This window comes from Ruoffia tabacinasalis (assembly GCF_005864045.1).
In the GTDB taxonomy this organism is placed as follows: Bacteria; Bacillota; Bacilli; order Lactobacillales; family Aerococcaceae; genus Ruoffia; species Ruoffia tabacinasalis.
In genome coordinates this window covers 172,191-195,929 of sequence record NZ_VBSP01000001.1, presented here as the reverse complement: position 1 = coordinate 195,929, position 23,739 = coordinate 172,191, and the positions used below count along the sequence as shown (strand labels likewise).

22 protein-coding genes are annotated in these 23,739 nt (G+C 35.7%); 21 read left to right on the top strand and 1 reads right to left on the bottom strand.

All coding sequences use genetic code 11. From position 1 onward, the window contains the following. From FEZ33_RS00960 to lepA, 16 genes are all read left to right on the top strand, one after another. On the top strand, nucleotides 1-356 hold a 356-nt coding region (locus FEZ33_RS00960), incomplete at its 5' end, for an IS30 family transposase (RefSeq protein WP_138403507.1). A gap of 205 nt (nucleotides 357-561) precedes the next feature. Further along, the gene (locus FEZ33_RS00955; protein ID WP_138403506.1) at nucleotides 562-1,002 is read left to right on the top strand and encodes a hypothetical protein; all 441 of its coding nucleotides are present in this window, start codon (nucleotides 562-564) and stop codon (nucleotides 1,000-1,002) included. Nucleotides 1,003-1,200: 198 nt separating this feature from the next. After that, nucleotides 1,201-1,674, top strand: a complete 474-nt coding sequence (rimP, locus tag FEZ33_RS00950; protein ID WP_138403505.1) for a ribosome maturation factor RimP — start codon at nucleotides 1,201-1,203, stop codon at nucleotides 1,672-1,674. Between the two features lie 24 nt (nucleotides 1,675-1,698). Continuing rightward, the gene (nusA, locus tag FEZ33_RS00945) at nucleotides 1,699-3,024 is read left to right on the top strand and encodes a transcription termination factor NusA (protein WP_138403504.1); all 1,326 of its coding nucleotides are present in this window, start codon (nucleotides 1,699-1,701) and stop codon (nucleotides 3,022-3,024) included. 32 nt (nucleotides 3,025-3,056) lie between these two features. Further along, a complete protein-coding gene (gene rnpM, locus FEZ33_RS00940) occupies nucleotides 3,057-3,350 on the top strand; it encodes an RNase P modulator RnpM (protein WP_138403503.1) in 294 nt (97 codons plus the stop codon). Continuing rightward, complete coding sequence (locus FEZ33_RS00935; protein WP_138403502.1) at nucleotides 3,347-3,670, top strand: L7Ae/L30e/S12e/Gadd45 family ribosomal protein; 324 nt, start codon at nucleotides 3,347-3,349, stop codon at nucleotides 3,668-3,670. Before rnpM ends, FEZ33_RS00935 begins: the two co-directional genes overlap by 4 nt. Nucleotides 3,671-3,690: 20 nt before the next feature. Further along, nucleotides 3,691-5,907 carry a translation initiation factor IF-2 gene (infB, locus tag FEZ33_RS00930; RefSeq protein WP_138403501.1) on the top strand — a complete coding sequence of 739 codons (2,217 nt, stop codon included), beginning with the start codon at nucleotides 3,691-3,693 and terminating at the stop codon, nucleotides 5,905-5,907. A gap of 21 nt (nucleotides 5,908-5,928) precedes the next feature. Continuing rightward, entirely contained in the window at nucleotides 5,929-6,303 is a 375-nt protein-coding gene (gene rbfA, locus FEZ33_RS00925; RefSeq protein ID WP_138403500.1) for a 30S ribosome-binding factor RbfA, read from the top strand. A 136-nt stretch (nucleotides 6,304-6,439) separates the two neighbouring features. Continuing rightward, nucleotides 6,440-7,348, top strand: a complete 909-nt coding sequence (truB, locus tag FEZ33_RS00920; protein ID WP_171031227.1) for a tRNA pseudouridine(55) synthase TruB — start codon at nucleotides 6,440-6,442, stop codon at nucleotides 7,346-7,348. 17 nt (nucleotides 7,349-7,365) lie between these two features. Then, on the top strand, nucleotides 7,366-8,325 hold the full coding sequence (gene ribF / locus FEZ33_RS00915) for a riboflavin biosynthesis protein RibF (RefSeq protein ID WP_138403498.1): 960 nt from the start codon (nucleotides 7,366-7,368) through the stop codon (nucleotides 8,323-8,325). Next, nucleotides 8,318-9,190, top strand: coding sequence for a YitT family protein (locus FEZ33_RS00910; protein WP_138403497.1), 873 nt, complete (start codon nucleotides 8,318-8,320; stop codon nucleotides 9,188-9,190). Before ribF ends, FEZ33_RS00910 begins: the two co-directional genes overlap by 8 nt. A gap of 130 nt (nucleotides 9,191-9,320) precedes the next feature. Then, nucleotides 9,321-10,337, top strand: a complete 1,017-nt coding sequence (gene hrcA / locus FEZ33_RS00905) for a heat-inducible transcriptional repressor HrcA (protein WP_138403496.1) — start codon at nucleotides 9,321-9,323, stop codon at nucleotides 10,335-10,337. A 22-nt stretch (nucleotides 10,338-10,359) separates the two neighbouring features. Beyond that, entirely contained in the window at nucleotides 10,360-10,932 is a 573-nt protein-coding gene (gene grpE / locus FEZ33_RS00900; protein ID WP_235888734.1) for a nucleotide exchange factor GrpE, read from the top strand. Nucleotides 10,933-10,953: 21 nt separating this feature from the next. Beyond that, nucleotides 10,954-12,780, top strand: a complete 1,827-nt coding sequence (gene dnaK, locus FEZ33_RS00895; protein WP_138403494.1) for a molecular chaperone DnaK — start codon at nucleotides 10,954-10,956, stop codon at nucleotides 12,778-12,780. Between the two features lie 107 nt (nucleotides 12,781-12,887). Beyond that, nucleotides 12,888-14,039 (top strand): molecular chaperone DnaJ, encoded by a 1,152-nt coding sequence (dnaJ, locus tag FEZ33_RS00890; protein ID WP_138403493.1) that lies wholly within the window; start codon nucleotides 12,888-12,890, stop codon nucleotides 14,037-14,039. A gap of 257 nt (nucleotides 14,040-14,296) precedes the next feature. Continuing rightward, a complete protein-coding gene (lepA, locus tag FEZ33_RS00885) occupies nucleotides 14,297-16,120 on the top strand; it encodes a translation elongation factor 4 (protein WP_138403492.1) in 1,824 nt (607 codons plus the stop codon). A 94-nt stretch (nucleotides 16,121-16,214) separates the two neighbouring features. On the opposite strand, the gene FEZ33_RS00880 is transcribed toward lepA, so the two are convergent. Next, on the bottom strand, nucleotides 16,215-16,715 hold the full coding sequence (locus FEZ33_RS00880; RefSeq protein ID WP_138403491.1) for a DUF2798 domain-containing protein: 501 nt from the start codon (nucleotides 16,713-16,715) through the stop codon (nucleotides 16,215-16,217). A 281-nt stretch (nucleotides 16,716-16,996) separates the two neighbouring features. On the opposite strand from FEZ33_RS00880, the gene FEZ33_RS00875 reads away from it, so the two are divergent. From FEZ33_RS00875 to FEZ33_RS00855, 5 genes are all read left to right on the top strand, one after another. Continuing rightward, nucleotides 16,997-18,673 (top strand): formate--tetrahydrofolate ligase, encoded by a 1,677-nt coding sequence (locus tag FEZ33_RS00875; RefSeq protein ID WP_138403490.1) that lies wholly within the window; start codon nucleotides 16,997-16,999, stop codon nucleotides 18,671-18,673. A gap of 58 nt (nucleotides 18,674-18,731) precedes the next feature. Continuing rightward, nucleotides 18,732-18,914 (top strand): LPXTG cell wall anchor domain-containing protein, encoded by a 183-nt coding sequence (locus FEZ33_RS00870; protein WP_171031223.1) that lies wholly within the window; start codon nucleotides 18,732-18,734, stop codon nucleotides 18,912-18,914. 137 nt (nucleotides 18,915-19,051) lie between these two features. After that, a complete protein-coding gene (locus FEZ33_RS00865) occupies nucleotides 19,052-20,701 on the top strand; it encodes an ABC transporter ATP-binding protein (RefSeq protein WP_138403488.1) in 1,650 nt (549 codons plus the stop codon). Between the two features lie 181 nt (nucleotides 20,702-20,882). Next, entirely contained in the window at nucleotides 20,883-22,775 is a 1,893-nt protein-coding gene (locus FEZ33_RS00860) for an ABC-F family ATP-binding cassette domain-containing protein (RefSeq protein WP_138403487.1), read from the top strand. 16 nt (nucleotides 22,776-22,791) lie between these two features. After that, nucleotides 22,792-23,736, top strand: a complete 945-nt coding sequence (locus tag FEZ33_RS00855) for a thymidylate synthase (RefSeq protein WP_138403486.1) — start codon at nucleotides 22,792-22,794, stop codon at nucleotides 23,734-23,736. The last annotated feature ends 3 nt before the right edge of the window (nucleotides 23,737-23,739 follow it).

Below are 23,739 nucleotides of genomic sequence, written 5' to 3'. Positions count from 1 at the left end.
AACAGAGGATGAACCAATGGCTGGAATCGATTCCTCGACATTTCTTTAAGTCGATGACGTTTGATTGTGGTAAGGAATTTTCCAATTGGAAAGCATTAAGTAATCAACATGACATTGATATTTATTTTGCCGATCCAGGAACGCCCTCACAGCGAGCTTTGAATGAGAATTCCAATGGTTTATTACGCAGAGACGGACTGCCAAAAGGAATGGACTTTAATCAAGTAGACCAAAGCTTTGTGTCATCGATTGCACACAAACGGAACACGATTCCACGGAAATCCTTGCACTACCAAACACCGTTGGAAGTATTTTTGAGTTACTTAGATGAAGCTGTTTTGTCTAGCTTAATTTGACAAATCAAATAATGAAAATATAATATAACAGATTGATATGTTTTTATTCACATGAAAAAGTTTCATATTAAAATTTAATTGAATTAAACACGGATTTACTCATATAGTTTAATTGTGAAAACAATAACAAACTTCTGGACTCGCCAAAAAAATATGTTATAATAAGTTTATAAGTAAAATAAATAGCTTAAAGGGGAGAATTGTAATGGGAAGAAAGGTTCAGACATTTAATTTTCATTTCCATAATGGTGGCCAATGGGAAATTCCAGTAGAATTAGTCGGTGATATTTGGATTAAACGTGTTTCAACAAGTTTAGGTAGAATTAATGATGGAGAAATTGTTGAGATTCATCCTTCAGAAGCTTTCAGAATGGAATTACTACCTGAAGCTGATACTTTTCAAACAACAGACATTAATCAAGGTGGATTAGAGGCTGGAATGTTTGAGACAGTGATAAAAAATCAAGATATCGAACGATTGACAGTCGTATGGGATAATGAAGACAGTGAAGAAGTTTACTTCCCATTTGAAGTAACTGAAGAGAGTGGCACAGTGAACAAATTCATGTCAGGAAAAATCCAAGATGGAAAACTATTTTTAGTTATCGATGTAAATAATCATGTTAATGATATTTACCCAAATTAATTTAAACTAGAACCTTTGATCATATTTGATTGAAGGTTTTTTTATTTGGAATCCTTTAAAGAGGCTGTTACTTGTACATTTTAAAGATTTGTGGTATATTGGTTAAGGAATTTAGAAGAGACGGGGAGGAGTGAGCGGCGACGCTTGCTCCTTTCATATTTATAACTAAGAATTAAATTTAAAGGATGAGGTGAAATATTGAGTAAAGTTATTGAGTCCGTAGTTCCAGTAATTGAGCCAATTGTAGAATCAGAAAATTGTTATTTGGTTGATGTTGAATATGTAAAAGAGGGACCAAACTGGTACTTAAGAGTCTATGCCGATAAAGAAAATGGAATAGATATTGAAGATTGTGCGAAAATTAGCGAAAAACTAAGTGAGGCACTCGATCAGATTAGCCCAGATCCATTTCCAAAAGCATATTTTTTAGAAGTGTCATCGCCAGGTGCTGAACGTCCATTAAAAACTGAAAAAGATATCTTAAATGCTGTGGGCGAATATATTCATTTAGATTATTACGTACCACAATTTGGGGAGAAATTTCATGAAGGTACTTTATTAGAAGTCACGGATGGAATTTTCCAAATTGAAGTAACAATTAAGACAAGAAAGAAAGTACTTGAAATTAAACGCGATGCGGTATCAAAACTCCGCTTAGCAATTAAATTCTAAAAAATTAATGAGGTGATTAAGAAGATGAGTAAAGATTTAGTACAAGCTATGCAGATTCTTGAAGAAGAAAAAGGGATTTCTAGTCAGGTCATCAAAGAAGCACTAGAATCAGCCTTAGTATTAGCGTATAAAAAAAGATACGATAATGCACAAAACGTTGAAGTAGAATTTGACGAAGAAAGTGGATCAATCAAAGTTTTTTCAGTGAAAGAAGTTGTAGAAACTAAGTATGACCCTACTTTTGAAATTTCATTAGAAGAAGCTTTAGAAATTAATCGCGCTTATGAGATTGGCGACAAAATCAAATTTGAAGTAACACCAAACGATTTTGGTCGTATTGCCACTCAAACAGCGAAACACGTTGTAATGCAACGTATTCGTGAAGCTGAACGTGATATTATTTATAATGAGTTCATCCAATATGAAGATGAGATTTTAACTGGGACTGTTGAGCGTTTCGAAAAAGGAATTTTTTATATCAACCTAGATAAAGTTGAGGCAGTTATGCCAATCCGTGAACAAATTGCTGGAGAAAACTTAGAAATTGACGAACGTGTAAAAGTGTATGTGTCAAAAATTGATAAAACACCCCGTGGACCACAAGTGGTCGTGAGTCGTTCGCATCCAGATTTCTTACGCAGATTATTTGAACAAGAAGTGCCAGAGATTTATGATGGGATTGTTGAGATTGTTTCAATTTCACGTGAAGCTGGAGACCGTTCTAAAGTTGCGGTAAGATCTCGTGATGAGAATATTGATCCAGTTGGTACATGTGTGGGTCAAAAAGGACAACGTGTACAAACAATCGTAAATGAACTGAATGGCGAGAACATGGATATCATTGAATATAGTGAAGATCCTGCAACATTTATCCGTAACGCTATGAGTCCTGCAGAAGTTATTAATGTAATTTTTGAAGAAGAAGGAAACTCTTGTATCGTTGTAGTGCCAGATTACCAATTATCGTTAGCAATCGGTAAAAAAGGGCAAAATGCTCGCTTAGCTGCGCGTTTAACATCACATAAGATAGATATTAAATCAGAAACAGCTTATGAAGAGTATTTATCAGAACAAAGTGCTGAAATCGAAGAAGATTACTTAGTTAATAATGAAGAAGAATTAACTGAAGAGTATGACGCTTTTGATGAAGCTGAAATTATTGCTGATGTTGAAGAGATTGAAGAAATTGAAGAACAAGATAGTATCGATGAACAACTAGAAGAACAAGATCTAGCAGAGAATAATTACGATGCAGAAGCTGTCGAAGAAGCAATTTCTGAAGTTGAGCATGATTATGAGCAAGATTATGATGAATTGCTTGAAGAGCAAGAAGAACAAGATGAATTATAATAAATGATAATTTTCATTAAAGGAGCGAACTAATGGCTGCTAAACAACGCAAACAACCAATGAGAAAATGCATTGTATCTCAGGAAATGTATCCAAAAAAAGAATTAGTGCGTGTTGTTAAATCCAAAGAAAACGAAGTTTTTCTTGATCCAACAGGACGACAAAATGGACGAGGTGCTTATATAGCACTTGAACCTGAGTTGGCATTAAAAGCAAAAAAAGAAAAAACATTTGATCGTGCATTTGGTGTGAAGATTAATGATGAATTCTATGATGAGTTATACAATTATATTGATCATCAGAAAGCTCGTAAAGAACTACTATGAAAAATGATTTAAAGAAATTAAATATGTTAGGTCTAGCTATGCGCGCCAGAGAGATTATTTCTGGAGATGAATTGGTCGAAAAAGCGGTAAAAAATAACCGTGTTCGCCTAGTATTATGCGCTAGCGATGCCAGTGAGAAAACATTAGAGAGATACCGTTCTTTAAGTGAACGAAAAGATATTCCCCTTAACACTGAATTTACTAAGTATGAATTAAGTCAAGCTATTGGTAAAAACCGTTCAATTATCGGTTTGACAAATCAAGGCATGACAAAGAAATTTTTATCTTATGATGTGGAGAGTGAGGAATCATATGACTAATTAATTAGGAAGGTGATTACATGACTAAACGCGTATATGAATATGCAAAAGAACATGATCTGACAAGTAAAGAGCTACTAACTATGGCTAAGTCAAAAGGCATGGAATTCGGTAGCCATATGTCTTCAATTTCTGAAGACCAAGAAAAGCAACTGAATAATATTATTAGTAATAAAAACACTAAGAAATCCGAAAAACCAGAAACAAACTCGAAAGAGGCAAATAAAGAAGGTTCAAAACCTTCTCAAAATACTAGTAAAAAAGCATCGGATAAAAACCAAGCAAAACAAAATCAACATAAAAAAGAGGAATCTAAAACGAATACTAAGCAGAATAACAACTCAAATAAGAACGCTTCTAATAACAATAAATCATCAAATCAACCTGGACGCCGTAATCGACGCAATCGTCGTGGTAAAGGGAACAAGAATTTCAAGAACACTGAATCTAAAGGGATTACACAACGTAAACATAAAGATTTACCAGAAAAATTAGTGTATTCTGAAGGAACAAATATTCAAGAAATTGCTAAAATGTTGCACCGTGATACATCTGAAATCATTAAAAAATTAATGATGAACGGTGTTATGGCTAACCAAAACCAAGCACTTTCAAAAGATGTGATCGAATTAATCGCGCTTGAATATGGTGTAGAACCAGAAGAAAAAGTTGTTGTTGATGTATCTGATTTAGATGTGTACTTCGAAGAAGAACAAGATGAAGCTAAATTAACAATCCGTCCAGCTGTTGTTACAATTATGGGTCACGTTGACCACGGTAAAACAACTTTGCTTGACCAATTACGTCATTCACGTGTTACAGAAGGTGAAGCTGGTGGGATTACTCAACATATTGGTGCTTACCAAGTTGAGACAGAAGACGCCAATATTATTACATTCTTAGATACGCCTGGACATGAGGCTTTCACTACTATGCGTGCTCGTGGAGCGGACGTAACGGATATTGCCATTATTGTTGTTGCTGCCGATGACGGTGTAATGCCACAAACAGTTGAAGCGATTAACCATGCGAAAGCTGCCGATGTACCAATTATTATTGCTGTGAACAAAATTGATAAACCAACAGCAAATCCAGACCGTGTAAAACAAGAGTTATCTGAACACGGAATTATTTCTGAGGATTGGGGTGGAGACAACATCTTTGTCGAAATCTCAGCGAAATTCAATCAAAATATTGAAGAATTATTAGAAATGATCGTACTAGTTGCAGAAGTTCAAGAACTGAAAGCTAACCCAGATCGTTTAGCATTAGGGTCAGTTATCGAAGCGCGTCTTGATAAAAACCAAGGTGCAACGGCAACATTATTAGTACAAGATGGTACTTTAAATGTTGGAGATCCAATCGTAGTTGGTAATACGTATGGTCGTGTTAGAACAATGGTTAACGATATTGGACGTCGTATTCGTACAGCTGGACCAGCGACTCCTGTTGAGATTACTGGTTTACAAACGGCACCTCAAGCGGGTGACTTATTCGTTGTATTCGAAGATGAGAAAACTGCGCGTCAAGCCGGTGAGCAACGTGCACAAGAAGCACAAGAAGCTCAACGAAGTTTAACTAAGAAAGTAACGTTAGATAACTTATTTGAATCATTACAAGAAGGCGAATTGAAATCAGTTAACGTGATTATTAAAGCCGATGTGCAAGGTTCAGCAGAAGCCTTATCTGCAAGCTTACAAAAAATCGAAGTTGAAGGTGTGCGCGTAAACGTGGTCCATCAAGCCGTTGGAGCAATTAATGAAAGTGATATTTCATTAGCTGCTGCTTCAGGTGCGATTGTGATTGGATTTAACGTTCGCCCAACACCACAAGCACGTCTACAAGCAGATTCTGAAGTTGTCGACATTAGACAATATCGTGTAATTTATGACGCTATTGAAGAAATAGAAACAGCAATGAAAGGTATGCTAGACCCAGAATATGAAGAAGAAGTTCAAGGTCAAGCACTTGTACGTGAGACATTTACAGTTTCTAAATTAGGTACGATTGCTGGTTCATTCGTAACAGATGGCTATATTGCTCGTGATAGCCAAGTTCGTTTAATTCGTGATAACATTGTTATCTTTGAAGGTGAAATCGCAAGCTTGAAACGATTCCAAGATGATGCAAAACAAGTAGCTAAAGGCTATGAATGTGGTATCATGATTGAAAACTATAACGATGTTAAGATGGATGACGTTATCGAAGCATTCCATATGGTTGAAATAGAAAGATAACCTTTTAAGGAGGACGATACTATGGCAAAATACCGTGCAGGTAGAGTTAGACAAGAAATTTTACGTGAAGTTAATAATATCTTATTATTAGAAATTAAAGACCCGCGTGTTGAAGGAGTAACAATTACCGACGTAAATGTTACCGGAGATTTACAACAAGCGACAATTTACTATAGTACTTTATCGGATAAAGCTGGTGAAAGACAAAAGACTCAAAGAGGTCTGGATGCTATTACAGGTAAAGTTCGTAGTGATTTAGGTAAGAAATTAACTTTATATAAAACACCGGAAATTAAATTTGAACGTGATCGCTCAATTGATTACGGTAGTCATATTGATTCGTTATTAAACCAAATTAAAGGTGACGATAACGAAGAAAGTGACAACGAAGCGTAAAGATTTAAACCATTCAAGTCACAATTGTGATTTGGATGGTTTTTTGCATTTTCAAACAATTAATATAGAATAGCGGTTAGGATGGAAGTTTGATATAATCAAGTGTCGAAAAGTTTATATTAAGGAGTTAATTATGATAAATGGTATTTTAGCGGTTTGGAAACCTAAAGGCATGACGAGTCATGATGTGGTATTTAAATTGCGTAAAATGTTAAGAATGAAAAAGATTGGACATACTGGAACACTTGATCCAGAAGTAGATGGTGTTCTAGTTGTTTGTTTAGGAAAAGGAACTCGCTTAGTTGAGTTGCTGATGGACTCACCTAAAGTATATTTTGGAGAGATTACCCTTGGGACGTCGACAGAAACTGAAGATGCTCACGGCGAAGTCGTTGACCAAAAAGCAGTTCTTCAGCCCGTTTCAAATGAAAAAATCGATAAAGCGATGTCAACATTTGAAGGTGTCATTGAACAAATCCCACCGATGTATTCTGCAGTGAAAGTGAATGGTCGAAGATTATATGAGTATGCTCGAGAGGGATTAGAGGTAGAACGACCAATCCGAAATACTGTCATTCATTCGTTTGAACGCGACGGCGAGCCCGTGTATAATCAAGAAAGTGGTACTCAATCTTGGAAATTCAAAGTAGATTGTGGAAAAGGAACTTACGTTAGAACATTAACTGTCGACTTAGGGAAGAAGTTAGGGTATCCTGCGCATATGTCGAAATTAACAAGATTACAAACAAGTGGTTTTTCAGATTCTGAGAGCTATACGCTTGAAGAAATACAAACATTAATAGATAATGAAGAAATCAATGATAAAGTGGCTACAATTGAGACAGCATTGAAGCACATTCCAAAAATTGAATTGGACGATGAATTATATGATCGAGTGAAAAACGGTCAAGTATTATTGAAAGCTGATTTCGAGCAAGATTTTCAAGAACCAATGGCTTTCTATTATAAAGATAAAATAATCGCGCTTTATCGTCAGCATCCAGAAAAAGAATTATATATAAAACCATACAAAATGTTTGTTTAAATGAAAGGAGATTCTAAATGAAGATAGTACACTTAAGTCATCCTTACGATTCAAAAGAAATATCAAATGAACCAGTAGTCATGACTTTAGGTTTTTTTGATGGCGTTCATTTAGGTCATCAAAAAGTAATAAAAAGAGCAAGAGAAGAAGCAGATAAAAGAGGAATTAAACTAGCTCTAATGACGTTTAATCAACATCCTAGAATAGTTTATGAAGATCTTAATTTAGATTCATTTCATTACTTAACAACGAATATGCGAAAAGCGGAACTAATGGAAGAATTTGAAGTGGATATTTTATACATTGTTGAATATACATTTGCTTTTGGTACTCAAACGCCGCAAGAATTCGTTGAAAAGTACTTAGTTGATTTGCATACCGAAGTCGCGGTGGCAGGTTTTGATTATACTTATGGAAAAAAAGACATCGCGAATATGCAAACTTTACCCATTCATGCTGCCGAGCGCTTTGATGTCATTGAAGTTGAGGAATTAGCATCACACTTTTCCAAAGTAGCAACGACTCGAATTAAAGAACTCGTTTACCAAGGCGATATGGAGCAAGCCAATCATGATTTGGGCTATATTTATGAAATATACGGTACAGTTATTCATGGTGAAAAAGTAGGACGTACATTAGGATATCCAACAGCTAATATCAAAGTCCCACATCCGCAACTGCTTCCTGGCATAGGCGTTTATGCCGTTGAAATCAAGATAGGCGATACTTGGTACTTAGGTAGTGCATCTATAGGTCATAATATTACATTTTACGATAATCATGATTTAACTTGTGAAGTCTACATCTTAGATTTTGATCAAATGATTTATGGTGAAAAAGTCAGAGTCAGATGGCACCATTATTTACGTGGAGAATATAAATTTAATAGTGTCGATGAATTGATTGATCAATTGAAAGTTGATGAAGAGAACACTCGTCTTTATTTCGAAGATCAAGGTGGTGGTCGAGATGTATAAACCAGTAATCATAAACCTAGCACTCGTATTAATTGGAACGTTTATCTTTTCAATTGCGATTAATTCCATTGTCATTCCTAACCAACTTGGTGAAGGTGGCGTCACAGGGATCACACTCTTACTGTTCTATGTATTTGACATTAGTCCTTCACTGAGTAACTTTATAATCAATGCGATTATTATGCTTATCGGTTGGAAGTTTCTCGAAAAAGAGACAATCTTTTATACGCTCGTCGCAATTGTATCCATGTCATTATTTTTAGAATTTGTATTCTTACCTAGCTTTATCCCAACGAATTCATTATTAGGACCTTTAGCAAGTGGATTTTTAATTGGTCTAGGGATTGGAATTGTTATTTTAGGACACGGGACGACAGCAGGCGTTGATATCATTGCGTTAATCATTAATAAATATATGGGCTTGCAAGTTTCCATTGCATTGTTAATCCTTGACGTTATGATTGTCATTCCATTAACTGTTGTTATCGGTTTAGAAAAAGGCGTACTGACTTTAATCTCATTATATATTACAAGTAAGATTTTAAACTTTGTCATGGAAGGGTATAATCCTAAAAAAGCGATCATGGTTGTATCAAATAAGCATGACGAAATTGCTGAAGAAATTATGAAGAGAGTTGATCGGGGAATCACAGTGTTAAAAGGTTACGGATATTATTCTAAAGCAGAAAAAGATGTTCTATATGTAGTTATTAATCGAATTCAGTTAATTAAAGTTCAAAGAATCATTAATGACATTGATTCAAATGCTTTTGTCACAGTGACTGGAATCCAACAAGTTCTAGGTGAAGGTTTCACATTTAACCTGGATCAATCACATGATATTGAAGAAAATGAAGTAATCTAGCACTCTTAACCAAAGAGTGCTAATTTTTTTGATTTTTTTCGGTAAATCCCTTGACAATTGTCCTAGTAGGATGTATTATAATAACAGTTAGCACTCAGATAATTTAAGTGCTAATAAGTGGGGTGAGAAAATGTTGACACCAAGACAACAGGAAGTTCTTAATTTAATTATACAACTTTATGGACAATTTGAAGAACCCATTGGTTCTAAAACTTTACTTCGAGAGAGTTACTTAAAAGTGAGTCCTGCAACAATACGTAATGATATGGTTGTGTTAGAGCAACAAGGCTTACTAATGAAGCCACATACTTCTAGTGGCCGAATACCATCTATTGATGGCTATCGTTATTATATTGACGGGATTATTCATCAGGAAGACAAAGAATTACCATTTCTTGATGATGACGCTAATTTTGAAGAGTTAACTCAAGCGAAACATTATAGTCCGTTACAACTGACACAACTTTGTGCAGATATATTAGTTTCATTGACTGGATTTACAGCAGTGGTACTTGGACAGAATAAAGAATCGCATTATTTTGAAGAATTTAAATTAGTGCCAATCGATCGGACGCGTTATATTTCAATCCTTATGACAGATAAGGGGAATATAGAGAGCGAGCAAATTGAATTAAAAGTGTCACTTTCAAAAGATGATATCACGAAGTCAGTAGAGATGATAAACGATGAACTTAAAGGTGTTGTACTTGAAGATACCTATCAAAGGATGAAGTTAGGAATACCTTTATTAACTCAACGTTTAACAGGATATCAATTAGATTTCTCTCCGTTGATTGAAAAATCAATGCACCACATAAAAGGACACCGCTATTACATTAGTGGGAAAAGTAATCTCTTTGATTTGATAGATGGACAAACGAGTAGAGAAGCATTGAAACATCTTTTTGAACTCATTGATGGTTCAAGGGAAATGTATCATTTACTCGAAGAGCAAGAAGAAGGCATTAATATTATGTTTGGTTATGAGTTTTTAGCTGATAGCTTAGCGAATATAAATCTTCTCACCGGTTCATTTGTGAATGAAAATCAAAAAATAATCTTAGGATTACTCGGACCTACAACAATGTCCTATGAAAAAGTAATTGCGTTATTAGAAGTGATGATTAACAAATTATCGATTCAATAATATGAATGAAGGAGGGTGTCAATTGACAGATAACGAAAAAAATAACAATGTTGTTGATGAATCTGTAGAAATTATCGAACCAGAGACATCAGAAGAGACAACGACTGATGCACCAGAAGTTTCTGAAGAAGAAACTCAAGAGGTATCAGAATTAGATAAATTAAAACAAGAAAATGAAGAGCTAGATGACAAAATATTACGCCTACAAGCTGAGATGGCTAATATGCGTCGTATTAATACGAGAGAACGATCTGAAGCAGCAAAATTTAGATCACAAAACTTAGCATCATCACTCTTAGAAGTTATTGATAACTTAGAAAGAGCTCTACAAACGGAAACACCATCTGAAGATGGACAAGCACTTAAAAAAGGTGTAGAAATGGTTCATAACCAATTCAAAAATGCGTTTGAAAAAGAGAAAATCGATACAATTGATCCATTGAATGAAGAATTTGATCCAAACTTCCATCAAGCAGTGAGTGTTATGCCTGCAGGAGAAGGACAAGAAAGTAATCATGTGATTCAAGTGTTACAAAAAGGATATCGAATTGATAATCGTGTCATTAGACCGGCAATGGTTATCGTATCAGAATAAATTTAAAAGGAGAAATGTAATATGGCTAAAATTATTGGTATTGACTTAGGTACAACAAACTCTGCTGTAGCGGTTCTTGAAGGTGGAGAAGCGAAAATTATTCCAAACCCAGAAGGAAACCGTACAACACCATCTGTTGTAGCTTTAAAAAATGATGAAATTCAAGTAGGGGAAGTTGCTAAACGTCAAGCAGTAACAAACCCAGATACAGTAAGTTCAATTAAACGTCACATGGGTGACAGTTATAAAGTTTCAATGGGAGATAAAGAATACACACCTCAAGAAATCTCTGCAATGACATTACAATACATTAAAAGTTATGCAGAAGACTACTTAGGTGAAAAAGTTGATAAAGCAGTTATTACAGTACCTGCATACTTCAACGACTCACAACGTCAAGCAACTAAAGACGCTGGTCGAATCGCTGGTTTAGAAGTTGAACGTATCGTTAACGAACCAACAGCAGCTGCTTTAGCTTACGGTTTAGACAAAACTGATAGCGAAGAAAAAATCTTAGTATTCGACTTAGGGGGAGGAACATTCGACGTTTCAATCCTTGAATTAGGAGATGGAGTCTTTGATGTTCTTTCAACTTCAGGTGATAACAGCCTAGGTGGAGACGACTTTGATGAGAAAATTATCGAATACTTAGCAGCTGAATTCAAAAAAGAAAACGGCATCGACTTAACTAAAGATAAAATGGCAGCACAACGTCTTAAAGATGCAGCTGAAAAAGCTAAAAAAGATTTATCTGGTGTAACATCAACACAAATCAGCTTACCATTCATTACAGCTTCAGATGCTGGTCCATTACACTTAGAAACATCATTAAGCCGTGCTAAATTTGACGAATTAACAGACGAATTAGTAGAACGTACTAAAAACCCTGTTCGTCAAGCATTAAAAGATGCTGGCGTTGACAAAAATGAAATTGACCAAGTTATCTTAGTTGGTGGATCAACACGTATTCCTGCAGTAGTTGAAGCAGTACGTAAAGAAACTGGTAAAGAACCTAATAAATCAGTAAACCCTGACGAAGTTGTAGCAATGGGTGCTGCAATTCAAGGTGGAGTCATCTCTGGTGATGTTAAAGATATCGTATTACTTGACGTAACGCCATTATCATTAGGTATCGAAACAATGGGTGGAATTTTCACTAAATTAATCGATCGTAATACAACTATTCCAACAAGTAAATCACAAGTATTCTCTACAGCAGCAGATAACCAACCAGCAGTAGATGTACATGTATTACAAGGTGAGCGTGAAATGGCTCAAGACAACAAAACTTTAGGAAGATTCCAATTAACAGATATTCCTGCAGCACCACGTGGTGTTCCACAAATTGAAGTTTCATTCGATATTGACAAAAACGGTATCGTTAACGTAAGTGCTAAAGACTTAGGAACTCAAAAAGAACAAACAATTACAATCAAATCATCTTCAGGTCTTTCAGATGAAGAAATTGATCAAATGGTTAAAGATGCTGAAGCGAACGCTGAATCAGATAAACAACGTCGTGAAGAAGCAGATTTACGTAATGAAGTAGATCAATTAATCTTTACAACTAACAAAACTTTAGAAGACTTAAAAGATAAAGTATCTGAAGAAGAAGTTAAACAAGCGGAAGCAGCTCGTGATGAGTTACAAGCAGCAATCGATGAGAACGATTTAGAAGCAATGAAAGAAAAACGCGACGCTTTAAACGAAGTTGTTCAAAACTTAACTGTTAAACTTTATGAGCAAGCAGCAGCTGAGCAACAAGCTCAAGCAGATGCTTCTGGTGAAACAGCTGAAGATGACGGTGTCGTAGATGCTGAATTTGAGGAAGTTGACGACGAAGAGTAATTTTTATAAAATGATTACATTATGATGTTAATTTTTAGCCGAGGGCATCAATACCCTTGGCTTTTTATATAAACTGACTTGCTATCATTTTAAGAAGGAGGTAGATTATGGCAGAGAAACGTGATTATTATGAAGTGCTTGGCGTATCTCGTGATGCATCTGATGCAGAGATAAAGAAAGCCTATCGTAAATTATCAAAGAAATATCATCCAGATATTAATAAAGAAGAAGGCGCGGAAGATAAGTTTAAAGAAGTTTCTGAAGCGTATGAAGTACTAAGTGATTCGCAAAAACGTACGGCTTATGACCAATATGGACACGCTGCAAATGATCCAAACTTTGGTGGCGGCTTCGGCGGCGGTGGCTTCGGTGGCGGAAGTTATGGCGGAGCAGGATTTGGCTTCGAAGATATCTTCGAACAATTCTTTGGAGGTTCTGGTGGATCTCGTCAAAGTCCAAATGCGCCTAGACGAGGAAGCGACTTACAATACCGTGTGACATTAACTTTTGAAGAAGCAATCTTCGGAAAAGAAACAACAATTAAATACAACCGTAATGAAGAATGTCATACGTGTCATGGTTCAGGTGCTAAACCAGGAACAAGTCCAGTAACATGTTCTAAATGTCATGGAACTGGAGCTGTTCAAGTAGAGCAAAACACACCATTTGGTCGTGTTATGACTCAAAGAGCTTGTGATGTTTGTTCAGGAACTGGCCAAGAAATTAAAGAGAAATGTCAAACGTGTCATGGTGCAGGAATTGAAGCTAAAGAGCATTCAGTTAAAGTAACTGTTCCAGCCGGAGTAGAAACTGACCAACAAATTCGTTTATCAGGACAAGGAGAAGCTGGTCAAAATGGGGGACCTTATGGAGACCTTTACGTAGTTTTTAGAGTACAGCCAAGTGAGGAATATGAACGTGACGGGACTGAAATTTATTATGAATTACCAATTTCATTCGTTCAAGCTGCCTTAGGTGATGAAATTACTGTACCGACTGTTCACGGAAAAGTGAAATTAAAAGTACCTGGTGGTACACAAACAGGTACAAGTTTCCGACTTAAAGGTAAGGGTGCACCTAGTATAAGAGGTAACTTCACGGGAGATCAACACGTTAAAGTGACAGTTAAAACACCTACAAAATTGACAGAAAAAGAACGCGAATTATTCCAAAGATTAGCTGAGGAATCTGGCCAAACGGTTCGTGCCAATAATGAAGGTGGATTTTTTGACAAAATGCGAGACATGTTCGATAAATAATTTTATTTGAGTATGTAATATAAGGAGGCAACTCGGGCTAGTTTTATTGCTTGAATTGCCTCCTTTAAGTTTTGCTTATTTCAGATTGTCGTATGTCTATAAAATGTTTTACTTTTCTTTTAAATTGTATTTTTATGAATGGATAATTAATTAAAAAAAGAGTGTTGAAGCCTATCAATATGCAATGTTTTTTGGTATGATTAAGTGTGAGTATTTTTGTAGGTAAGCCATTTGGCTATAAAGGAAGTGAAGGATTTATGAATATAAATGAAATGAGAGAAAGACAAAAAAGAATAAGAAATTTCTCGATTATTGCCCATATTGACCACGGAAAATCAACTTTAGCTGACCGAATTTTGCAACAGACCCATTCAGTCGCTGATCGTGATATGCAAGCTCAATTATTGGATTCAATGGATCTTGAGCGTGAGCGTGGAATTACAATTAAATTAAATGCGATTGAATTAACATATAAAGCAAAAGATGGCGAAGATTATATCTTCCATTTAATTGATACACCTGGTCACGTCGATTTTACATATGAAGTTTCTCGTTCATTAGCAGCCTGTGAGGGTGCTTTATTAGTTGTTGATGCGGCTCAAGGGATAGAAGCTCAAACATTAGCGAATGTTTACTTAGCCTTAGATAACGATTTAGAAATCTTACCTGTGATTAATAAAATTGATTTACCAGCAGCAGATCCTGAACGTGTTCAATTTGAAATTGAAGATATTATTGGGATTGATGCTTCTGAAGCCGTTCATGCAAGTGCAAAATCTGGTATTGGAATTGAAGAAATTTTAGAACAAATTGTTGAAAAAGTGCCAGAACCACAAGGGGATGTTGATGCACCTCTTAAAGCATTAATCTTCGACTCGGCATATGATAGTTACCGTGGTGTTGTTTTAAACATTCGTGTCATGGAAGGTGTATTGCGCCCGGGTGATCAGATGAAATTAATGAGCAACGGGAAAGAATTCGAAGTTGTAGAAGTAGGTATATTCTCACCATCGCCAATTCAACGTGATTTCTTAATGGCCGGGGATGTTGGCTATGTAACAGCAAACATCAAAACTATTCAAGATACGCGTGTTGGTGATACCATCACATTAGCTAATAACCCAACGGAAGAAGCATTGCCTGGATACCGTAAATTAAATCCAATGGTTTATGCTGGACTATATCCAGTTGATTCAAGTGACTACAATGATTTAAGAGAGTCTCTTGAAAGATTACAATTAAACGATGCGGCACTGCAATTTGAACCAGAAACGTCTCAAGCGCTAGGTTTTGGTTACAGAACAGGGTTCCTAGGTTTATTACATATGGATGTAATTCAAGAGCGTTTAGAGCGTGAATTTGGCCTAGACTTGATTATGACTGCACCTTCGGTAATCTATGAAGTGGTTAAGACAGATGGTGAGACTATTATCGTTGATAATCCATCTATGATGCCAGATAACACAGAAGTTGATAAGATTTTAGAGCCTTACGTTAAAGCAACAATCATGGTACCAAATGATTATGTTGGAGCGGTTATGGATCTATGTGAACGTAAACGTGGTAACTTCCTAACAATGGATTACCTTGATGAATATCGTGTAAACGTCGTATATGAAATGCCAATGGCTGAAATTATCTTTGATTTTTTTGATAAATTAAAATCAAACACTAAAGGTTACGCTTCATTAGAGTATGAAGTGATTGGTTACAAACAATCAAACTTAGTGAAACTTGATATTCTTCTTAATGGAGAAATTATTGATGCATTTAGTACAATTGTTCACCGTGACTTTGCTTTCAACCGAGGTAAAGAGTTAGCAAGTAAATTAAAGGAAATCATTCCTCGTCAGATGTTTGAGATCCCTGTACAAGCTACTATTGGTAATAAGGTTATTGCGCGTACGACAATTAAAGCTTACCGTAAAGATGTAACTGCCAAATTATATGGTGGGGACGTTTCTCGTCGTAAAAAACTATTAGAGAAACAAAAAGAAGGAAAGAAACGTATGAAGTCTGTCGGGAGTGTGGAGATTCCCCAAGAAGCTTTCATGGCAGTACTTTCTATGGACGAAGATTAGTATATATTAAAAATAGACATCCTTCACTGGATGTCTATTTTTTTGGCACAATGTAGGCGACACTTTGAGAATTTATTGTATCACCTTACTATTATTATTTAGTTTCAAGAGCAGTATTTCCGTCCATTTTTACATGCATTTTAAGCATAATGTAACGAGCGATAGGTTGCGCGATTAATAATTCAATAAAGAAAGCAATCGCAAAATTCCGTGGCCAAAGGTTTAGAAAGTTATGAATTGGAATCATATTGATTTGGCGCATGCCAATCCAGGGAGCAATGATTGATAGGGCAATGGACATCATAAAGACATTCACTAAACAGTTAACAATCATATGTGCCCTGAAGCTGTCTTCCTGTGTAAGAATTTTATTCGAAATTTTTGTCGCAGGTTCATGAGTTAAAAGTACTAAGATGACAACCGCGATCCATATAAACGGCATAACACCAAAAGCATTGCGTAAGGTTGAAAGACTAAAGCCCATTTCTAAGCTTGTGATGAACGGGGCGATAATAAGAACAGATAAGACTGATAAAATTAATAAAAAGACAATAAATTCTTTACCGTTACGAGGTAATTTCATGTGATAATCCAAAATATAAAAACTCCTTTTCAATTTTGCGCATAAAAAAACAGCGCAAAGACACTATTAAGTGCTTTACGCTGAACAATTATACGCTGTAAATACTTCATTTATAATATCTATTTTACAAATAAAAAGCAAGTTAAAATTTGCTTGATTATAGAATACGCTATTATTAATAGAATACACGAATGATTGATCGTTATTAAAATAAGTTATTTGTCCATTAAGCTAATGAAAACGTTCTACTATGATATAATGTTTGAAGAAACCGACAAATTAGGAGTGATTATTTGAGTCAATTAACAGATATAGATATCGCTAAGCAATCTGATAAAAAACCAATAAATGCAATTGCCAAAAAATTAGGTATTTCCGAAGAGGGGTTTATACCTTACGGGCATTATAAAGCCAAAATTGATGTAAAGATGAATAAAGAGGACTTTGAAAAGAACAAGGGGAAACTCGTTTTAGTTACAGCCATATCGCCAACACCCGCAGGTGAAGGGAAGACAACAATGTCTGTAGGTTTAGCTGATGGCTTAGCGCAGATTGGTAAGAAACCAGTCCTGGCACTTAGAGAACCTTCACTAGGTCCCGTCTTTGGGATGAAGGGTGGTGCAGCAGGAGGAGGATATGCGCAGGTAGTGCCAATGGAAGACATTAACCTTCATTTTACTGGAGATTTTCATGCAATTTCTTCAGCTCATAATTTGATTTCTGCCTTATTAGATAACCATATTCATCATGGTAACTCATTGAATATTGATTCGAGAAAGATTCATTGGAAACGTGTCGTAGATATGAATGATCGTCAACTTCGTCATATTGTTAATGGATTAAATGGTTCAACTAACGGAGTGCCACGAGAAGATGGCTATGATATAACCGTTGCTTCAGAGATTATGGCTATCTTCTGCTTATCAGAAGATTTAGTCGATTTGAAAGAAAGAATCAGTCGCATCATTGTGGCTTACACTCATGACAATCAACCCGTAACTGTGGATGACTTAAAAGGTTCTGGGGCAGTAACGGCTTTGTTAGTCGATGCTTTTAAACCCAATTTAGTTCAAACGCTCGAGAACACGCCTGCATTTATCCACGGTGGACCTTTTGCCAATATCGCTCATGGTTGTAATAGTATATTAGCAACAAAACACGCTTTAAATTATGGTGATTATGCCGTGACTGAGGCCGGTTTTGGTGCAGACCTTGGTGGAGAGAAATTTATTGATATCAAATGCCGTACCGCGGGACTTTCGCCTGATGCAGTCGTTGTTGTAGCAACCGTTAAAGCTTTAAAAATGCATGGCGGTGTTTCAAAACAGCATCTGAATGAAGAAAATGTGATTGCAGTAAAGAAAGGGCTAGTGAACTTAAAGCATCATATTCAAACAATGAAAGATGTCTTTAATTTAAATACGGTAGTTGGGATTAATCACTTCTATACCGATACAGATGCAGAAGTTCAAGTTATTTTAGATGCTTGTCAAGAATGGGGCATTAAGGCTTCTGTTGCGAAAGTATGGGAACAAGGTGGTAAAGGAGCGACCGAATTAGCTCAATTAGTTGTTGAGGCTTGTGAGAATAAGACAGACATGACTTTTGCTTATGATTTAGATACGACTTTAATGGACAAAATCAATCATGTAGTTCAAAAAGTGTATGGAGGCAATGGCGCAACCTATTCAAATAAAGCGATGAAACAGTTAAGAGAAATCGAGCAAGCTGGTTTTGGTCATCTGCCTGTATGTATGGCTAAAACTCAATATTCACTTTCAGATACTGCTTCTTTAATTGGCGCACCGACGGATTTTGATATTAAAATTAGTGAATTACGCTTATCAGCTGGTGCTGGCTTTATCGTTGCCATTACTGGAACAATTATGACGATGCCCGGTTTACCTAAGAAACCATCTGCAGAAAGTATAGATGTCGATAGGGAAGGGAATATTACTGGCTTATTTTAATCATATTACATATAATTAATGAAGAATGAATCATTTCTTATAGATGAGGAGTATATTTATGAAAAAAGAAACTTTATTTAGCTTCATTTTAACTTTATTACTTTTTGTTCCTACTAAAGCTCAAGCAATGTCAACTTTACCTAACACAGGTGAGTCAAATAGCTGGATATTTATCCTAATAGCAGCAGTTGCTGTAGTTGCTGGGATTTGGTTAGTAGTTTCATCAAGAAAGAAAAAATAAGCTAAAGATATGAATGTTTAATTATGAATGCATGGTCTTTGAATTTATTCAGAGCCATGCTTTTTAATTTTTAACTTTGAAAAGCCTATTGAATTCAGGTAGAATGGTTTAAGATTTTATGTCAGAGGAGTTAAACAATGCTAAAAAAATTTTTCTCGTATTATGTTCCATATAAAAAATTATTTGCGATTGATTTTATTTGTGCTGTTATTTCAGCTATCTTGGAATTATTCTTTCCGATTGCCGTGAATATGGTCATTGATCAAATATTACCTCAAGGTAATTTACGTCATATTGTCATGTTCTCAGTGTTATTATTTGCTTTATATTTATTTAATACGACGATGAATTATATTGTCGTATATATCGGGCATGTCTTTGGAAGTCATATTGAGACAGATATGCGTAAAGAGCTGTTTGAGCATTTTCAAAAACAATCTTATGCGTATTTTGACAAGATGAAGACTGGGGACTTAATGAGTCGTATTACAACGGACTTATTCGAAATTAGTGAATTGGCCCATCACGGTCCTGAAGATGTTTTTATAACGATCATGACTTTAGTTGGAGCGTTTCTCTTAATGTTAAATGTACACATACCCTTAGCATTAATGACTGTCGCTTTAATTCCGATCTTGGGAGTTGTACTGGGACTGTTTAGCCGTTATATGGTTAATATTAATGTAAGTATCAAACAAAACTTGGGACGGTTTAACTCTGGAATTCAAAACTCAATTAGTGGAATGAGAGTGGTAAAAGCTTTTGCGAATGAGTCATACGAGAATAATATTTTCGTTGATTTAGCAGAGAAATATCGTTTAGCTATGGTTAGATTTTATAATTCTATGGCAACAAGTTCTTCCTTTAATTATATCGTGATGCGTTTGATCAACTTATTTGCCTTACTAGCGGGTTCTTATTATACAATTGTGGGTGAATTAACGATCGGTGAGCTCGTTGGATATATTCTCCTTTCAAATGTATTTATTCGTCCACTTGAGAGAATTAATGCGATGTTAGAAGTTTATCCAAAAGGGTATGCTGGATTTGTAAGATTGCAAGAAGAACTGAATAAAGAACCAGATATTGTTGATCATCCAAATGCGGTTGAAGCACCTAAGTTCGAAGGAAATATTCGTTATGACAATGTTTCTTTCGGTTATAACAAAGAAAAACCTGTCCTGGAAAATGTAAAGATTGATATAAAAGCAGGACAAACGGTAGCTTTTGTTGGACCGTCTGGTGCGGGTAAAACGACATTAGTAAACTTACTTCCTCGTTTCTATGAAATTACATCAGGGCAAATAACTGTAGATGGTGTAGATATTCAAGATGTGACGATGCAGTCATTACGGAAACAAATCGGTATTGTTCAACAAGATGTCTTTTTATTCGATGGAACCATTAAAGAGAATGTACTCTATGGTCGCTTAGATGCGACAGATGAAGAGGTAGAAGCAGCCATTGATTCTGCAAAATTACGTGAAGTGATTTCGAACTTACCGGATGGGATTGATACCCAGATTGGTGAAAGAGGAGTTTCACTTTCTGGTGGACAGAAACAACGTTTATCTATTGCTAGAATATTCTTGAAAAACCCTAAAATTCTTATATTAGATGAAGCGACAAGTGCTTTAGATACAGCTACTGAACGCTTTATTCAATCTTCACTCGATGAATTGTCACAAGGGCGAACATCTTTAGTCATTGCTCACCGCCTAGCAACAATTACTAATGCAGATCGCATCATCGTTGTCACTCCTGAAGGAATTATTAGCTCAAAATAACATCTATGCGGATTTATACCGTAGCCAATTTGGTGGGATGTAATGATTTCCAGGGACTAATTGTTCCTGGATTTTTTATTGGACGTTAGAGTCTAATAAATTCTTAATCTAAGCTAAGGGGAATGGGATATTTTCAGTCTATCTATGTTATAATATAGTGAATTTAGCGAGGAGTTTTGATATGAAAGAATTAAAAATTACAAATTTACATAAAACTTACGGAACAAAAACTTTACTAGGTGGAGTTGACTTATCGATTCGCACAGGAGACCGAATTGGTTTGATTGGGCCAAACGGGACTGGGAAAAGTTCACTATTAAAAGTGATTGCCAATATCGATACATATGACGAGGGAGAGATACTCAAACCTAATGATTACCGCATTGGCTATTTGGATCAACATCCAGAATTAGATTTAGATAAGACGATATTAGAGACAGTCTATGATAGTCCAGCACCCCAAATTCAAAAGTTATTACGCTATGAAAAAGCACGCTTAGATTTGGAAAATGATCCTGAGAATCCGACCAATTTCGACCGCTTCACTAAGATGAGTGATGAAATGAATTTAAATAATGGTTGGGAAATTGAAGTGAATGCCAAAACAATCTTAAGTCAGCTTGGCCTGAATGATTTAAGTCGTCTCGTATCTACATGTTCAGGTGGGGAACGTAAACGTATTGGGATTGCTCAAGTGCTAATATCTGAACCTGATTTATTAATCTTAGATGAGCCAACAAACCATTTAGACATATCATCGATTCAATGGTTAGAGAAATATTTAGCTACTTATAAAGGAGCACTATTACTCGTAACGCATGATCGCTACTTCCTAGAGCGTTCAGTTAATAAAATTGTAGAACTAAACTTTGGAAAATTGAGAGAATATTCTGGGAATTATCAAGACTATTTAACTAAACGAAGCGAAGAAGCAGCCAATAACGAAAGAATGCAAGAGAAACAAAACCGCTTATTCCAACAAGAACTTAGTTGGATGCGCAAGGGTGCCAAAGCAAGAACCACTAAACAACAAGCACGTATCAATCGTTTTGAAGATTTAAAAGGTTCAATCGAATCACGTAATCAAGCAGATGAAGCGATTGATTTTAACTTTGATCAACAAAGAATCGGCCAAAGAATTATGGATTTAGAAAATGTCACAGTTGAGATTGGTGATAAGACTGTTATTGAAAACTTTACGAAAAGCTTTATCAAAGGTGAACGTCTAGGTATTATTGGTGAGAATGGTATCGGAAAATCAACATTCTTAAACACCTTAGCTGGATTACATCCTATTACAAGTGGTGTGTATGAAATTGGTCAAACTGTTAAGATGGCATATTACCGTCAATTGGATCAAGACTTACCTGGTGAGATGCGCGTTCTAAAGTATTTAACACAAATTGCGGACGAATTTCAAACGGATGGAGGTCAATCTGTTTCAGCAGCATCAATGTTAGAGCAGTTTAACTTCCCTAGAGTGACTCACGGTACTCAAATTAAATATCTTTCAGGTGGTGAACGCCGACGTTTGTATTTATTGACATTATTAATTCAAGAACCAAACGTATTGTTCTTAGATGAGCCAACGAATGATTTAGATATTGAAACACTCACGGTGCTAGAAGATTACTTAGATTCATTTGTCGGAGTCGTCATTATCGTATCCCATGACCGTTACTTCATTGATAAAACCGTGGATCAATTGTTAGACATTCAGGGTGAAGGTAAATTTAAGTTAATTTACGGAAATTATAGTGATTATTTAAATACTCAAAGTAAACCAGCACCTCAAACTGAGAAGACAGAAAGCAAAGAAGCTCCGAAAAAAGAAGTCGAAAAAGTAAAGACTGAGAAAAAACGTATGTCATATAATGAGAAAAAAGAATGGGCGACAATCGAAAAAGATATCGAAGAAACGGAAGCTGAAATTGAAACGACTCAAGCAGAAATGGCTACACAAGGTAGCGATGCTTACAGATTAATGGAATTACAAGAAAAGGTAGAAAGTCTAGAGTTAGCTTTATTAGAGTATTATGAACGTTATGAATACTTAAGTGAACTTTCATTATAGGAAGGATAATTATAGAATGACAACTCAATATCAAGATTTAGTAAGAAAAGTATTAAACGAAGGAACAAAAAAAGAGGACCGGACAGGTGTTGGAACTTTGAGCATATTTGGGCATCAAATGCGCTTTAATCTCCAAGAAGGCTTTCCTTTATTAACATCTAAGCGCGTTCCCTTTGGCCTCATTAAATCAGAATTACTTTGGTTTCTCCGTGGAGACACCAATATTCGCTACCTATTAGAAAATAATAATCATATATGGGATGAATGGGCATTTAAAAATTATGTTGAAAGTGATGCGTATGAAGGACCAGATATGACCGACTTCGGTAGACGTGCCTTAGTAGATGAAGCGTTTAAAGTGCAATATGATGAAGAAATGACTAATTTTCAAAATGAAATATTAACGAATGATGACTTTAGTGAAGAATTTGGTCACTTAGGCGATGTTTATGGTAAACAATGGCGTGCGTGGCAATTACGTAATGGTGAAACCCTTGATCAAATTAAAGTAGTCATTGATCAAATTAAAACAAATCCTGATTCAAGACGACACATTGTATCCGCTTGGAACCCTGAAGATGTTCCTTCAATGGCGTTACCTCCTTGCCATACTTTATTCCAATTCTATGTGGCAGATGGTAAATTAAGTTGTCAATTATATCAAAGAAGTGGCGATATCTTTTTAGGTATTCCATTTAATATTGCAAGTTATGCCTTAATAACGCATTTGATTGCGCGTGAAACTGGTTTGGACGTCGGAGATTTTGTTCATACGATTGGTGATGCTCATATTTATTCGAATCACCTTGAACAAGCTAAACTTTTATTAGAAAGAGACGTTAGACCATTACCTCAACTCGTTATTCAAAGTGAGGCTAAATTAGATGAAATTGAAAGCAATGAAATCAAAGTGGAAAATTACAATCCACATCCTTCAATCAAAGCACCAATCGCAGTTTAAGGA